Origin of the sequence: Alcaligenes sp. WGS1538 (genome assembly GCF_043187505.1) — a bacterium.
Taxonomy (GTDB): domain Bacteria; phylum Pseudomonadota; class Gammaproteobacteria; order Burkholderiales; family Burkholderiaceae_B; genus Alcaligenes.
In genome coordinates this window covers 2,328,076-2,342,466 of the sequence record NZ_CP171109.1, presented here as the reverse complement: position 1 = coordinate 2,342,466, position 14,391 = coordinate 2,328,076, and the positions used below count along the sequence as shown (strand labels likewise).

The window sequence follows — 14,391 nt, the reverse complement described above, 5'->3', positions numbered from 1 at the left end:
GCAGAATAAGGGGGATCAGCGGCTCAGCTGGCCCAGGCGATAGGCATAGCCCAGCAGTTCGGCGGCGACCGCCACGGCGATCACGGAGGGAGCCTTGCCGGTGATGTCGGGCACGCCGATGGGGCAGACCAGTTCCTGCACGCGGGCGCTGGGCAGGCCGCGCTGTTGCAGGCGCCGCTCGAACTGGCGGCGCTTGGTCATGGAGCCGATCAGGCCCACGTAGGCGGTATCCAGGCGGCGCAGGATCTTCTGGCACAGCTCCAGGTCCAGCGCGTGGCTGTGCGTCATCACCAGGAAGTAGCTGTCGGGCGGCGCCTGTTCGATCAGGGCGTCCGGGATGTCCGTGGCCTCGATGCTGACATTGTCCGGCACGCTGGCCGGGAAGGCGTCTTCGCGCTCATCGATCCAGAGCACGCGGCAGGGCAGGGTGCCCAGTATCTGAACCAGGGCTTCGCCCACGTGCCCGGCGCCAAACAGCAGGATGGTCATGGGTGCGGGAGGCAGGTCTTCCTGCCACAGCCCCTGGTCGTCCTGGCGCTCGAGCCGCGAGCCGGCGCAGGAGTCCGGACGGACCTGCACGCGCCGTTGTCCGGCAGGCAGCAGATGCGACAGGCGGCTGGCAGGCTGGCCCGCACGCAAGGCCGCGTCCAGCGCTTCGATCCAGTCCAGGTCGGCCGGTTCCAGAATTTCGTGCAGCAGCGTGACCACGCCGCCGCAGCATTGACCCAGGCTAGGGCCCAGCGGCAGGCGGCTCAGGAACCAGGCTGGCGCGTCGTCCTGGGCCAGCAAGGCCCGGGCCTGTTCGCCGGCCACCCATTCCAGGTGGCCGCCGCCTATGGTCAGCCATTGTCCATCCTGGCTGAACAGCATGGCGGTGCCCGCCGTGCGCGGCGTGGAGCCCTTGGCCTCGGCCACCGAGCACAGCACCAGCCGTTCGCCGGCCCGCAAGCGGGCCAGCGCGACAGAGGGCCAGTTCGTCATTGCGCGCGACGCAATCCAGTGACCGCCCGCAGGATGGCCTCGGGCGTGGCCGGCGCGTTCAGTTCCGGTTCGCGGCGATAGTCGGCCACGCTGGCCACGGCGTCGCGGATGGCGTTGAACACGCTGAAGGGCAGCAGCAGGGGCGGCTCGCCCACCGCCTTGGAGCGGTGGATGGAGTCCATGGCGTTGCGGTTCTGGAACAACTGCACGCGGAAGTCCGTAGGACAGTCGCTGATGGCCGGGATCTTGTAGGTGGACGGCGCATGCGTGGTCAGCTTGCCCTGGGCGTTCCAGACCAGTTCTTCACTGGTCAGCCAGCCCATGCCCTGGATGAAGGCGCCTTCGACCTGGCCGATGTCCAGGGCCGGATTGATGGACTGGCCCACGTCGTGCAGCACGTCGGCGCGCAGCAGGCGGGATTCGCCCGTCAGCGTGTCGATGATGACTTCGGCCACGGCCGCACCGTAGGAGAAGTAGTAGAAGGGATGGCCCTTCATGCGCTTGGAGTCCCAGTGCAGTCCGGGCGTGGCGTAGAAGCCGTCCGACCAGAGCTGGACGCGCGCCTGATAGGCTTTCTCGACCAGTTCGAAGAAGGGCAGGGTCTGTCCGGCCACCTGCACCAGGCCGTTCGCCAGGCGAACCTGGTCCTGATCCACGCCGAAGGCCTGGGCGGCCACGTCCACCAGGCGCCGGCGGATCTGGGCCGCGGCGTCCTGGGCCGCCTTGCCGTTCAGGTCGGTGCCGGTGGAGGCGGCCGTGGCCGAGGTGTTGGCCACCTTGCTCGTGTCGGTGGCGGTGACGCGCACCTGGTCCAGGTTCAGTCCCAGTTCATGCGCCACGACCTGGGCCACCTTGGTATTCAAGCCCTGGCCCATTTCGGTGCCGCCGTGGTTGACCAGCACCGTGCCGTCCCGGTAGACGTGCACCAGCGCGCCGGCCTGGTTGAAGGCGGGGACGTTGAAGGAGATGCCGAACTTGACGGGCGTGAGGGCCAGGCCCTTCTTCAGCACGGGGCTGGCGGCATTGAAGGCCTGCACCTGACGGCGGCGTTCGCGGTAGTCGCTGCTGGCCTCCAGCTCGGCCACCAGTTCATGGATCACGTTGTCTTCGACGACCTGATCGTAGGGAGTGACGTTGCGCTCGTTCTTGCCGTAGAAGTTCAGCCGGCGCACGTCCAGCGGATCCTTGCCCAGACGGCGTGCGATGGCGTCCAGGGCGACTTCCATCATCAGCGCGCCCTGCGGGCCGCCGAAGCCGCGAAAGGCCGTGTTGGACTGGGTGTTGGTGCGGCCGCACAGGGCACTCATCTCCACGTCCGACAGATAGTAGGCGTTGTCGAAGTGGCAGATGGCGCGCGTGGCCACCGGGCCGGACAGGTCGGCCGAGAAGCCGGCATTGGCGGTCATGTCCAGGCGTGCGCCCAGCAGGCGGCCCTCGTCGTCGTAGCCGATGTCGTATTCGTAGTAGAAGCCGTGGCGCTTGCCGGTGATCATGAAGTCGTCGTCGCGGTCCAGGCGCAGCTTGACCGGACGCTGCAGGCGCACCGCACAGATGCTGGACAGGCAGGCGTACAGGGCCGACTGGGATTCCTTGCCGCCGAAGCCTCCGCCCATGCGCCGGCATTCCACCTGGACCTTGTGCGCGCCCACGCCCAGCGCATGGGCGATGAGCTGCTGCATCTCGGAGGGGTGCTGGGTGGAGCACCAGACGTGCACGGCGCCGTACTCTTTGGGCACGGCATAGGAGATCTGGCCTTCCAGGTAGAACTGTTCCTGACCGTTGCACTGGAATGTGCCCTTGAGGCGGTGGGGCGCGGATTGCAGCGCGCGCTCGGCATCGCCCTGGCTCAGGTGCATGGGCGGCAGCACGCCGGCTTGCGCCTGCTTGGCCTGCTGGGGCGTCAGGATGGCGGGCAGTTCCTCATACTCCACCTGGCCCAGGCGCGCGGCGCGGCGCGCCTGGTCGTGCGAGGCGGCGACCACGGCATAGATGGGCTGGCCCACGTAGTGCACCACGCCGTCGGCCAGAATGGGGTCGTCGTGGATGATGGGGCCGCAATTGTTCTCGGCCGGGATGTCCGCCACGGTCAGCACGGCGATGACGCCCGGCGCCTGGCGCACGGCGTCCAGGTTCACGTTCAGCAGTCGCGCATGGGCTTTCTGGGACAGGCCCAGGGCCACGTGCACGGTGCCCTGCAGCTCAGGGATGTCGTCCGTATAGGTGGCTGCACCGGTCACGTGCAGGTCGGCCGACTCGTGCAGGAAAGACACGCCCACGCGCTCGGGGGTGCTGCTGTTCATCAGTTCGCTGGATTCGATTTTCATGGTTGTGCCTCCAGGCTGGCCTGCGCCCGGGTGAAGACATTCAGTTGCGCCGCGCTCAGAGCGTTTTCGGGACGGGTTTCCAGGAAGAAGCGGTACAGCAGGTTGGCGGCGGCCTGGCTGCGGTACTCGCTGCTGGCGCGCATGTCGCTCAGCGGCTGGTAATCCTGTTCCAGGGCCTGCATGGCGGCCTGTACCCGGGCTTCGTCCCAGTCCTGGCCCTGCAGCGCCTGTTCGGCCAGGGCGGCCCGCTTGGGCGTGGCGGCCATGCCGCCGAAGGCGATGCGCGCACTGCGCACGCGACCGCCGTCCAGCTCGATGGCGAAGGCGGCGCAGACGGCGGAGATGTCCTGGTCAAAGCGCTTGGACAGCTTGTAGGTGCGGAACTGCCAGCCGGACTTGTCGCGCGGCACCAGCAGGCCCTGCACGAATTCGCCCGGTTCCATGGCGGTCTTCTGGTAGGCCAGATACAGATCTTCCAGCGGCAGCATGCGCACCCGCTCGCCCTTGCGCAGCACCACGCGGGCGCGCAGCGCGATCAGGGCGGGCATGGAGTCGCCGATGGGCGATCCGTTGGCCACGTTGCCGCCCAGGGTGCCCGCATTGCGGATGGGGAAGGAGGCAAAGCGCTGGCGCAGCTCGGTCAGTTCGGGATGGTCCTTGACCAGGGCGTCGAAGGCGTCGTTCAGCAGCACGCCGGCGCCGATGTAAAGGTCATTGTCGGCGGTGGGCGCCAGTTCGCGCAGCTCGGCCACGCGTCCGATGTAGATCAGGTGGGGCAGGTCGCGGAACTGCTTGGTGACCCACAGGCCTATGTCGGTGCTGCCGGCCAGGATGCGCGCTTCGGGGTATTGCTCGCGCAGCCGCGCAAGTTCATCCAGGGTGCGCGGCGCATGGAAGGTCTGGCCCTGATACTGGTAGGCCAGCATGCCGTCGGACTGGATGGCCTGCAGCTGCTTCTCCACGGCGGCGCGGTCGAATTGCGCGGCCGGGTAGCGGTGCATGGCCTGGGCGGCGTCGATGATGGGGCGGTAGCCGGTGCAGCGGCACAGATTGCCCGAGAGCACGTCGTCGATCTGTTCGCGCGAGGGCGGGGGGGCGTCATGCGGGTGCGACAGGTACAGGCCCCACAGGGACATGATGAAGCCGGGCGTGCAAAAGCCGCACTGGGCCCCGTGCAGGTCCACCATGGCCTGTTGCACCGGATGCAGGCTGCCGTCGTCCTGGCGCAGGTCTTCCACGGTGTACAGCACCTTGCCGTCCAGGGTGGGCAGCAACTGGATACAGGCGTTCACGGCGCGCAGTTGCAGGCGGCCGTCGCCGCCCAGTTCGCCGACCATGACCGTGCAGGCGCCGCAGTCGCCTTCAGCGCATCCTTCCTTGGTGCCGGTGCAGTGCAGGTCCTCGCGTATATACTGTAAAACGGTTCGCGTCGCGGGGGCCTGGGTCACTTCCTGCACCTGACCGCGATAAATAAAACGAATGGGTCTTGTCTCCATGGTCTCACTCGGCTGGTTTCTTACCTGCCCAAGATAGCATTAGCCCTGGGCTCGGACATTCGCTTGGGATGATGTTCACTATTTTTGCCCATGCCTGTCCAGTCGCATCTACCATGACGGCGGAGGACACTACATACGCCATGCCAAAACTACGAGAACAATTGGATCTTCATCTACTCAAGGTCTTGCAGTCGCTGCTCAAGGAACACAGCGTTTCGCGCACCGCCATCCGCCTGGGCATGTCCCAGCCGGCCGTGAGCAACGCCTTGCGGCGGCTGCGGGAAATCACGGGCGACGCCATACTGCTGCGCGGCAAGAAAGGCATGGTGCCCACCGAGCGCGGCCAGGAACTGCTGCGCAACGCCACCGAGGCCCTGCAGGCCATCGAGCGCATCTCCACCGCCGCCGAGCCGCATGACCCGGCGCTGTCCACGCGCGTGTTCAATCTGGGGGCGCCGGACTACCTGGACGGCTCCTTCATTCCCGACATCGCCGAGCGCGTGCGCCGCCAGGCGCCGCAGGCCCGGCTGGTGGTGCACCCCATCAGCCCGGACCTGGACTACGTGCAGGCCCTGGAGGAAGGAGAACTGGACGTGGTCATCGGCAACTGGCTGGAGCCGCCCGAGAAGCTGCATCTGGCGCGCCTGTTCGACGACGAAGTGGTGTGCATGCTCGGTCGCCAGCATCCGCTGGCCCAGCGCGGGCTTTCCCTGCAGCACTACCTGGAGATGCCCCACCTGGCGCCGTCCGTGCACGTGTCCGAGAAGCAGGGGTTCATCGACGGCTGCCTGGCCGAGCAGGGCATCAGCCGCGTGGTGCAGATGGTGGTACCGTACTTCGGCCTGGTGCCGGGCATACTGTGCCGCACCGACATGGTTTTCACCACCAACCGGCAATTCGCGGAGTATTATGCGCGTCTGCTGCCCATCGCCGTGCTGCCCTGTCCGGTGAGCTTCCCGGCCATGCGTTTCTACCAGCTCTGGCATCCGCGCACGCATCATGCCGCCGAACTGCTCTGGTTCCGGCGCTGCATCGCGGAGGCCGCCAATCGGCTGGGCGGGACATTGATTCCGAACGGCGCGGGAGAGCTGACGAAATGAAACACTACATCGATCTGAATTGCGACATGGGCGAGAGCTTCGGCGCCTGGACCATGGGGCATGACCCGGACGTCATGCCCTGGGTGTCGTCCGTGAACATCGCCTGCGGCTTTCATGCCGGCGATCCGGCCACCATGCGTCGCACCGTGGCGCTGGCGCTGGAGCACGGCGTGCGCGTGGGCGCCCACCCGGGCTTGCCCGACTTGGCCGGCTTCGGCCGCCGGGTCATGGCCGTGACGCCGCAGGATGCCTACGACCTGGTCGTGGTGCAGGTGGGGGCGCTGGCCGCCGTGGCGCGTTCGCAGGGCGGCTCCCTGCATCATGTAAAGGCGCACGGCGCCCTGTACAACATGGCGGCGCGCGATCCCGCCCTGGCGCAGGCGGTCGCCCGCGCCGTGGCGGACGTGGACCCCGGCCTGGTGCTCTATGCGCTGGCCGGCAGCGTGCAGGTGCAGGCGGGCCTGGACGCCGGCCTGGCCGTGGCTCAGGAAGTGTTCGCCGACCGCAGCTACCAGCCCGACGGCAGCCTCACGCCGCGCCAGCAGCCGGGCGCCATGATCACCGATGCGGAGCAGTCCGTGCGGCAGGTGCTGCAGATGGTGGAACAGGGCCAGGTCACCTGCCTGTCGGGCGAGCTCGTCGAGCTCAAGGCCGATACCCTGTGCCTGCATGGCGACCAGCCGGATGCGGCCGATTTTGCGCGCCGCCTGCATGCCGCCTTCCAGGAGCGCGGCATAGGCGTGCAGGCGGTCTGATCAGTCCTTGTGTTCGGGCAGGTTCTTGCGCGCGGTGTCGGTGCTGGCCAGTTCCTCCAGCTCTTTTTCGGTCATGCTGTCGTACATCTCGCGGGCGGCGCCCTTCAGGCTGGATGGGCTGGTCTCGCCGCGCTTGGCCGCCAAGGCTGCGCCGGCGGCCTTCTGCTGGGCTTGGGATTGGGCGGGCATGAGCGTCCTCCTTGTCGAACAGTTCAGGCAGTGTGGACAGCATGCCAAGAAGCGCCGCGCCGCGGGCAAGCAATTGTGAGCGTTGTTTGCCGTGTTTGGCCCTGTTCGCGCAGGGCCGGGATCAGGCCGGCTTGCGTTTTTGAATCAAGTAGATGGCCATGCCGAACACCAGGCCCCAGAAGGCGCTGCCTATGTTCAGCAGGCTCATGCCCGAGGCCGTCGTCAGGAAAGTGACCAGGGCGGCATCGCGCGTATCAGGCGCTTCCAGCGCCATATGGATGCTGTTGCCTATGGTGCCCAGCAGCGCCAGGCCGGCGATGGCCGCGATCAGTTCTGTCGGAAAGGCGGCGAACAGGCTGACCACCGTGGCCCCGAAGATTCCCCCCGCAAAATAGAAGAGCCCGGCCCAGACGCTGGCCCGGTAGCGCTGGCGCGGATCGGGGTCCACCTCGGGGGTCATGCACAGGGCCGCGCTGATGGCCGCCAGATTGTAGGCGTAGCCGCCGAAGGGCCCCAGGATCAGGCCCATGATGCCGGTCCAGCTGATGACGGTGGAGTTGGGCGCGTCATAGTTGTGCGCCTTGAGCACGGCCACGCCGGGCACGTTCTGCGAGCTCATGGTGACGATGAAGAAGGGGATGCCCACGCCCAGCAGCGCGGTCCAGGAGAATTCGGGCCAGGTGAACACGGGCGTGGCCGGCGTCCAGCTCAGCACCTCCACCTTCAGCAGCCCTTGCAGGGCGGCGATCAGCACCCCGCACAGCAGAGCCAGGGGAACCGCATAGCGGGCGAACCACTGGCGCGCCAACAGGAACACGGCGAACATGGCGATGCACATCAGCCATTGGGTCTGCATGGCGCCGAACAGGTCCAGGCCGAAGCGCAGCAGGATGCCGCCCAGCATGGCGCCCGCTATGCTGCGCGGCATGTACTGCATCAGTTTCTGGAAACTGCCGGTCAGGCCGCACAGCGTGGTCAGCAGCGAGGAGAACAGGAATATGCCGATGGCCTGCGACATGGGCAGGCCGACCAGCCCGGTGGCCAGCAGGGCGGCGCCGGGCGTGGACCAGGCCGTCAGGATGGGGATCTTGTAGCGCAGCGACAGGCCGCAGGACAGAAAGCCCAGGCCTATGCCGATGGCCCACATCCAGGAGCCCAGCTCCTCGGTGCTGGCGCCGGCGGCCTGGGCGGCCTGGAACACGATGGCGGCCGAGCTGGTGTAGCCGACCAGCACGGCGATCAGGCCGGCGGACATGTGGGAGATCTGGAACCAGCTCAGCAGGCGGTGCAGGGGGGGCAGGCTGGAGGAGGGGGTGGAGGACATGGAGGCGTGGATCTCAATGGTGGGTGTGCTGGCGCGACTGCGTCTGGTTCAGATACCGGCTGGGGGTGTCGCCGAGAATGGACTTGAATACGGTGATGAAGGCGCTGGTGGATTCGTAGCCCAGCTCCTGCGCCGTGCTCTTGACCGGCATGCCCGACGTCAGCTTCTGCAGCGCCAGCATCATCATCAGCTGGTGGCGCCAGCGCCCGAACGTCATTCCCGTGTGTTTTAGCATATGTCGCGCCAGGGTGCGCTCGCTCATGGCCACGCGGCTGGCCCATTGCGCCATGCTGACGCGCTCGCCCGGCGCGCGCAGGATGTGGCGCGCGATGTCCTGCAGGGTGCGGTCCTCGGGCAGCGGCACATGCAGCTGACGGGTCGGCATCTCGCTCAGGATCTCCAGCAGGACCTGGACCAGGCGATGCGTGGCGCTGTCGGGGCCGTATTCGCGCGGCCGCTCGCTCAGGTGCATGATCATCTCGCGCAGCATGGGGCTGATCTCCAGCGTGCAGCAATGGTCCGGCAGCCTGCCGGCTCCGGGCTCGATGAACAGGAAGTGGATCAGGGCGTTGGCCGCCGCATGGTTGCAGTGCCGTATGCCGCCCGGCACCCAGACGGCGCAGCCCGGCGGCACCATCCAGTAGCCTTCGTCGGCCTGGAAGGTGACGGCGCCGTGCTGGGTCATGATGAGCTGGCCCTTGCGGTGCACGTGCAGCGGCACTTCCTTGGGGCAGCCGCCGATGGCCACCTTGACGCTGAATGCGGGGCAGGCGTAGGAATCGGGATCAAAGCTCATGCGATTGTCTGTTTTGAGATATGAATTGTCATGATATCGTGATTACGTCGTACGCAAAACAAGATAGAGTGTAGGCTCTCAAAAAAACTTCCGCTGTATTTCATGTCCCGCTTTGCTTTTCCCTTTCCGTCCCGTCCCATGCTGGTATTGCTCGGCGTCCTGCTGATCGCCGCCAACCTGCGCGCCCCGGTGACCGGGATCGCCCCCTTGCTGGAGCTTATCCAGAGCGACCTGGCGCTGTCCTCCACGGCGGCCGGGCTGCTGACGGCCATGCCGCTGTTCATCTTCGCCGTGGTCTCGCTGCTGGCCGCCTCGCTGGCGCGCGCGCTGGGCCTGTTCCGCTCCCTGTTCCTGGCCGCCGCCCTGATCCTGGCCGGGGTGGCGATCCGGGTGCTGGGCGGGACCATCGCGCTGTTCATGGGCATGGCTCTGCTGGCCGTGGGCATCGCCATCGCCAACGTGCTGCTGCCGTCCCTGGTCAAGCAGCAGTTTCCGCAGCGCATCGCTTTCGTCACCTCGCTGTACGTGCTGGTGATGGGGGTGGTCGCCGCCTTCAATTCCGCCGTGGCCGTGCCTCTGGCCGATCTGGCCGGGCAGAGCTGGCGCTGGTCCTCCTCGGCCATCGGCCTGGTCGCCTTGGCCAGCGTGCTGGTCTGGTTCACCCAGCTGGGAGCGGATCGCAGCGCCGGCCAGGCCGCCGGGGCCGCCGGCAAGGCCGCAGCCTCGGTATGGTGCCTGCCGCTTGCCTGGTACATCACCTTGTACATGGGCCTGAACTCCGTGGCGTATTACATGATTGCCACCTGGCTGCCCGCCATGCTGGTGAGCCATGGGTTCGATGCGGATCGCGCCGGCCAGATCCACGGGCTGATGCAGTTGTGCTCGGCGGTGCCCGGCCTGGTGCTGCTGCCCTTGCTGAACCGCCTGAAGGACCAGCGGCCCGTGGCATTTGCGGGCGCGGCCCTGCAGACGCTGACCATGGTGGGATTCTTGATCCTGCCGTCCTGGTCCCTGCTGTGGTCGCTGCTGTTCGGCTTTGGCAGCGGCAGCGTCTTCATCGTGGCGCTGTCGCTGATCGGCCTGCGTTCCACCTCAACCTCCCAGGCGGCCTCGCTGTCGGGCATGGCGCAGTGCGTGGGCTACCTGCTGGCGGCCTGCGGGCCGCCGGCCATAGGCGGGCTGCACGATCTGTTCGGCAATTGGGGCTGGGCGCTGGGATTGTGCCTGCTCGTGACGCTGGGCATGGTGTGCGCCGGCGTGCTGGCCGCGCGGCCGGCGCCGGTCCAGAAAAAGAGCGTCTGATTTCCCGTCTTCGCGCCAGCCTCGCCGCTCACGACCAGCGCAAGCAAGGCAGAGGCGATGCGGCGCTGCGGACGCCCCCGCATTGTCGACAGAAGCCCCGGCCGACAGGCCGGAGTGCTTCACGACGTGACTGACGTTCGGGTGGGATGCCAGGCGGCTCAGGCCCTCAGGATTGCGGGCGCTGGCGCAGCGAGACGGCATGGATGCCCAGGCCGCCCAGGGCCAGCAGGGCGCCCACCCAGGCTGTGGAGGTCCAGCCCAGGCCGGCCGAAACGGCCAGGCCTCCCAGCCAGGCGCCCAGCGCATTGGCCAGGTTGAAGGCGGAGTGATTCAAGGCGGCCGCCAGGGTCTGCGCGTCGCCGGCCACGTCCATCAGGCGGATCTGCAGCGCCGGGCCCAGGGCCACCAGGGTGCCGATCAGCAGGATGTTGAGCGGGCCCAGAATGGGGCTGTGCGCGGTCAACATGAAGAGCAGCAGCACCGCGGCGGCCCAGATCAGCACCAGGCGGATGCTGCGGTCCAGGTGGCGGTCCGCATAGCGCGCACCCAGCAGATTGCCCAGCACCATGCCGGTTCCGAACAGGGCAAGCACGACGGGGATGGCGTGGATGGACAGGCCGGCCAGTTCCATCAGCGTGGGTTTGACATAGCTGAACACCGAGAACATGCCCCCAAAGCCTATGGCGCCTATGCCCAGAGTCAGCCAGACCTGCTTGCGCTTGAGCGCATTCAGTTCGCGCAAGGGGCTGGCCAGCTTGTTGGCCGGCATGAATGGCACGAAACGCAGAATCAGCGCCATGGTCAGCAGCGCAATGACGCTGACGAAGACGAAGGCGGCCTGCCAGCCCAGCCACTGCCCCAGGCTGGTGGCCAGCGGCACGCCCGCCAGGGTGGCCACGGTCAGGCCCAGCATGACGTAGGCCACCGCCTGGGCGCGCTTGTGGGCGGGCACCAGGCTGGCGGCCACCAGGGCGGCCACGCCGAAGTAGGTGCCATGGGGAAAGCCGGCCAGAAAGCGCGATACCAGCACGCTGTAATACGCAGGCGCCACGGCTGTGTACAGATTGCCGGCGGCGTAGGCTCCCATCAGGGCGATGAGCAGCCTGCGCCAGGGCCAGCGCGCGCCCAGCACCGCCAGCACAGGCGCGCCGATGACCACGCCCAGCGCATAGGCGCTGATCAGGTGGCCGGCGGTGGGAATGTCTATGCCCAGGTCCTGCGCCACATCGGGCAGCAGCCCCATGATGACGAATTCGCCCGTGCCGATGGAAAAGCCGCCCACTGCCAGAGCCAGGACGGCCAGGAACACGTGACGACGGGACAGCCGGGCGGAACCGGCGGGAGAGGGGGCGTGGGACATGATGAGAAATGCAGGAGGGCGCGCCGCTTGCGCTCGCAGGCGCGCGCTTCAGAGATAAAAACGCTATTGTCGCGCAGACCTCCCCCGCCTCTCAAGGGAAAACCCTAGGTTTTTGAAGGTTGTTATTTTCAAATATGAATATTATTTGTCCGTTTCGGTTTTGAAACCCTCGAGCAATACCACGATTTTGCGGCTTCTGCCATATCGGTTTCTGTAATCAACTTATGTGGACAATTTTTTTTCGTTTTCTATAGAATGGCGGTGTTGGGTATATATTTGTATCCGAACATTTTCCTGTGGTAGCTTTCCCCTGATTTCCTTTAAAGAAATCGGGGGTTTTTTTATTTTTGTATTATAGATGTCAATTATCAGCGAATTGACAATAACATGATCATGTACCGGCCCCGCGGAACCGGGGCGTATACTGCGCAGGGACGCCGGGGGCGATCCGTGCATTCCTACAAGGCGTGATCCATGTTGCAGGACCCATATTTCTACCTGGCCGGCATTCCGGCCGTCTTGTTGCTGGGCATTTCCAAGGGCGGCTTCGGCGGCGGGCTGGGCGGCTTCAGCCTGCCTTTGCTGCTGTTGGTGCTGCCGCCGGTCCAGGCGGCCGCCGTGATGCTGCCTTTGTTGTGCCTGGCCGATTTCACGGGCCTGAAGGCATATTTCGGCAAATGGGACTGGGCCAATCTGCGCATCGTCCTGCCTGGCGCGCTGCTTGGCACGGCGCTGGGCTGGTGGGCCTTCGACGTTTTCAAGCCGGCGCATATCCTCTTGCTGATCGGATTGATTTCCGCATCCTACGCCGTGCTGAACATAGGCCGCTCCGCCGACGCAACCAGGCGCAGGACCGGCGTCAGCCGTTTGCGTGGATGGTTCTGGTCCGGGCTTTCCGGTTTCACCAGTTTTGTTTCCCATGCAGGCGGCCCGCCCCTGCAGATTTACCTTTTGCCGCAGCGTCTGGACAAAGAAGTTTATATCGCCACCACCAATATCTTTTTTCTGCTGCTCAATTTGATAAAGCTGCCCCCGTATTACTGGCTGGGCCAGTTCAGCGCGGACAATCTCTGGCTTTGCCTGGTGCTGGCGCCCTGGGTGCCGCTGGGCGTGTACCTGGGGGTGTACTTGCAGCGCCGCGTGGACGCCAATACTTTTTATGGGCTGCTGCAGGGCTTCTTGCTGTTGACCGGCCTGTGGCTGATCTACAAGGGGCTGCAGGGATAGGCGGGACGGCGCTAGAATGGTCCTCGCGGCAGAACACAGGAGAGCACCATGAAAGTTGCATTGGGCCAGTTGGCCGTATCCAAGGATGTCCAGGAAAACCTGGCCAGTTGCCTGGGCCTGATCGAGCAGGCCACGCGTGCCGGCGCCCATCTGCTGGTGCTGCCCGAAGGCGTGCTGGCTCGCAACGTGGCCGACCCCGAACTGGTGCTCAAGGCCGCCCAGCCCCTGGACGGCGACTTCGTCACGCGCCTGAGCGCGGCCACCCGCGATACGGATCTGACCGTCGTGTTCTGCATCCATACCCCGGCCGCCGAAGGCAAGGTCTGGAATACCCTGGTCGTGCTGCGCGATGGCCAGGTGCTGGCCCATTATCACAAGCTGCACCTGTACGACGCATTTTCCGTCAAGGAGTCCACCTATGTGCAGCCCGGCGAGGACATTCCGGCCCTGATCGAGGTTGCCGGCCTGAAAGTGGGCCTGATGACCTGCTACGACCTGCGTTTTCCGGAACTGGCCCGGCGCTTGAGCGTCGACGGCGCCCAGGTGCTGGTCGCACCCTCGGCATGGCTCAAGGGCCCCTTGAAGGAACATCACTGGCGCGTGCTGACCACGGCGCGCGCCCTGGAGAACACCGCCTACATGGTGGCGGTCGGCGAATGCGGCGAACGCAATATAGGCCAGAGCCTGGTCGTGGATCCGCTGGGCGTGATCGTGGCGCAGGCGGCCGAGGCGCCTGCGCTTTTGCTGGTGGAGCTGGATCGCGAACGGCTGGCCTATGCGCGGCGCATCCTGCCGGTGCTGGACAACCGGCGCTTCGCCTCGCCGCAGCTGGCCTAATTCAGGCGGCGCGCCGGAACGTCAGGTTGACGCGGAACTCGCCCCAGTCCGGATGGGGCGGTCCCGCCAGCCGGCGCACGCCGTGGTATTTCATCCTGTCCGGCCCCCACCAGATCAGCACATCGCCGTGGCGCAGCCGTATCGTGCGCACCGGGTCCGCGCGCCGCAGGCCGCCCCACAGGAACAGGGCCTCCCGGCCCAGCGACACCGACACGATGGGCTGGGTCAGGTCCCGTTCGTTGCGGTCCTGGTGCAGCGACATGCGGGCCTGGGCGTCGTAGCGATTCATCAGGCAGGTGTCTGGCTGGAAGTCCGCCAGCGCGGCGTGAGCGCAGGCTTCGCGCACCAGTTCTTGGAACAGCTCGGGCATGGGCGGCCAGGCTTGCCCGGTCAGGGGGTCGAGCGCCGTGTAGCGGTAGCCGCGATCGTCCGTTATCCAGCCCAGGCGGCCACAACTGGTCTGGGCGGCGGACATGAGCTGGCCGGAAGGCACCCGCATGTGCCGCCATGGCGACAGGGCGGTCAGCGCCTCGATTTCCTGGCGCAGCGCCCGCCCGCGCGCGGCCGCCATGCCGGGCAGGGCGATCAGGCCGGCATCCAGGCGCAAAGGCGGCTCCGGCAGGGATTCGAAGAGCGACAAGCTGGACATGGGTGATGGGAGAAACCGGGAGGATGACGGTATAGTAAACGGGATTGCCTT

At 66.4% G+C, this 14,391-nt stretch carries 13 protein-coding genes; 5 read left to right on the top strand and 8 right to left on the bottom strand.

Features of this window, described 5'->3' with window-relative positions; genetic code table 11:
* Positions 1 to 15: 15 nt before the first annotated feature.
* From xdhC to xdhA, 3 genes are read right to left on the bottom strand one after another with little or no spacing between them, the layout of a single operon-like run.
* Positions 16 to 981 (bottom strand): xanthine dehydrogenase accessory protein XdhC, encoded by a 966-nt coding sequence (gene xdhC / locus ACF3ND_RS10920; protein WP_394060333.1) that lies wholly within the window; start codon positions 979 to 981, stop codon positions 16 to 18.
* Positions 978 to 3,305 (bottom strand): xanthine dehydrogenase molybdopterin binding subunit, encoded by a 2,328-nt coding sequence (xdhB, locus tag ACF3ND_RS10915; protein ID WP_394060331.1) that lies wholly within the window; start codon positions 3,303 to 3,305, stop codon positions 978 to 980. The genes xdhC and xdhB overlap by 4 nt, the downstream gene beginning before the upstream one ends.
* The gene (xdhA, locus tag ACF3ND_RS10910; RefSeq protein ID WP_394060329.1) at positions 3,302 to 4,801 is read right to left on the bottom strand and encodes a xanthine dehydrogenase small subunit; all 1,500 of its coding nucleotides are present in this window, start codon (positions 4,799 to 4,801) and stop codon (positions 3,302 to 3,304) included. Before xdhA ends, xdhB begins: the two co-directional genes overlap by 4 nt.
* A 140-nt stretch (positions 4,802 to 4,941) precedes the next feature.
* Here xdhA and ACF3ND_RS10905 point away from each other — a divergent pair, with 140 nt between their 5' ends.
* Positions 4,942 to 5,901 (top strand): LysR family transcriptional regulator, encoded by a 960-nt coding sequence (locus ACF3ND_RS10905; RefSeq protein WP_394060327.1) that lies wholly within the window; start codon positions 4,942 to 4,944, stop codon positions 5,899 to 5,901.
* Positions 5,898 to 6,656 (top strand): LamB/YcsF family protein, encoded by a 759-nt coding sequence (locus ACF3ND_RS10900; protein WP_394060325.1) that lies wholly within the window; start codon positions 5,898 to 5,900, stop codon positions 6,654 to 6,656. The genes ACF3ND_RS10905 and ACF3ND_RS10900 overlap by 4 nt, the downstream gene beginning before the upstream one ends.
* On the opposite strand, the gene ACF3ND_RS10895 is transcribed toward ACF3ND_RS10900, so the two are convergent.
* From ACF3ND_RS10895 to ACF3ND_RS10885, 3 genes are all read right to left on the bottom strand, one after another.
* Entirely contained in the window at positions 6,657 to 6,845 is a 189-nt protein-coding gene (locus tag ACF3ND_RS10895) for a DUF3008 family protein (RefSeq protein ID WP_394060323.1), read from the bottom strand.
* A 121-nt stretch (positions 6,846 to 6,966) separates the two neighbouring features.
* Positions 6,967 to 8,169, bottom strand: a complete 1,203-nt coding sequence (locus ACF3ND_RS10890; protein WP_394060322.1) for a benzoate/H(+) symporter BenE family transporter — start codon at positions 8,167 to 8,169, stop codon at positions 6,967 to 6,969.
* Positions 8,170 to 8,182: 13 nt separating this feature from the next.
* On the bottom strand, positions 8,183 to 8,965 hold the full coding sequence (locus ACF3ND_RS10885; RefSeq protein WP_394060320.1) for an AraC family transcriptional regulator: 783 nt from the start codon (positions 8,963 to 8,965) through the stop codon (positions 8,183 to 8,185).
* A gap of 102 nt (positions 8,966 to 9,067) precedes the next feature.
* Here ACF3ND_RS10885 and ACF3ND_RS10880 point away from each other — a divergent pair, with 102 nt between their 5' ends.
* A complete protein-coding gene (locus ACF3ND_RS10880) occupies positions 9,068 to 10,267 on the top strand; it encodes an MFS transporter (RefSeq protein WP_394060318.1) in 1,200 nt (399 codons plus the stop codon).
* A gap of 166 nt (positions 10,268 to 10,433) precedes the next feature.
* Here ACF3ND_RS10880 and ACF3ND_RS10875 read toward each other — a convergent pair whose 3' ends face one another.
* Positions 10,434 to 11,627: an MFS transporter gene (locus ACF3ND_RS10875; protein ID WP_394060316.1), complete on the bottom strand. Its 1,194-nt coding sequence runs from the start codon at positions 11,625 to 11,627 to the stop codon at positions 10,434 to 10,436.
* Positions 11,628 to 12,101: 474 nt separating this feature from the next.
* Here ACF3ND_RS10875 and ACF3ND_RS10870 point away from each other — a divergent pair, with 474 nt between their 5' ends.
* Both ACF3ND_RS10870 and ACF3ND_RS10865 read left to right on the top strand, forming a co-directional pair.
* On the top strand, positions 12,102 to 12,854 hold the full coding sequence (locus tag ACF3ND_RS10870) for a sulfite exporter TauE/SafE family protein (protein ID WP_394060314.1): 753 nt from the start codon (positions 12,102 to 12,104) through the stop codon (positions 12,852 to 12,854).
* Positions 12,855 to 12,902: 48 nt separating this feature from the next.
* Positions 12,903 to 13,691, top strand: coding sequence for a deaminated glutathione amidase (locus ACF3ND_RS10865; RefSeq protein ID WP_394060312.1), 789 nt, complete (start codon positions 12,903 to 12,905; stop codon positions 13,689 to 13,691).
* 1 nt (position 13,692) lies between these two features.
* Here the strand turns inward: ACF3ND_RS10865 and alkB are convergent, their stop codons facing one another.
* Positions 13,693 to 14,340, bottom strand: coding sequence for a DNA oxidative demethylase AlkB (alkB, locus tag ACF3ND_RS10860; RefSeq protein ID WP_394060310.1), 648 nt, complete (start codon positions 14,338 to 14,340; stop codon positions 13,693 to 13,695).
* Positions 14,341 to 14,391: the final 51 nt, after the last annotated feature.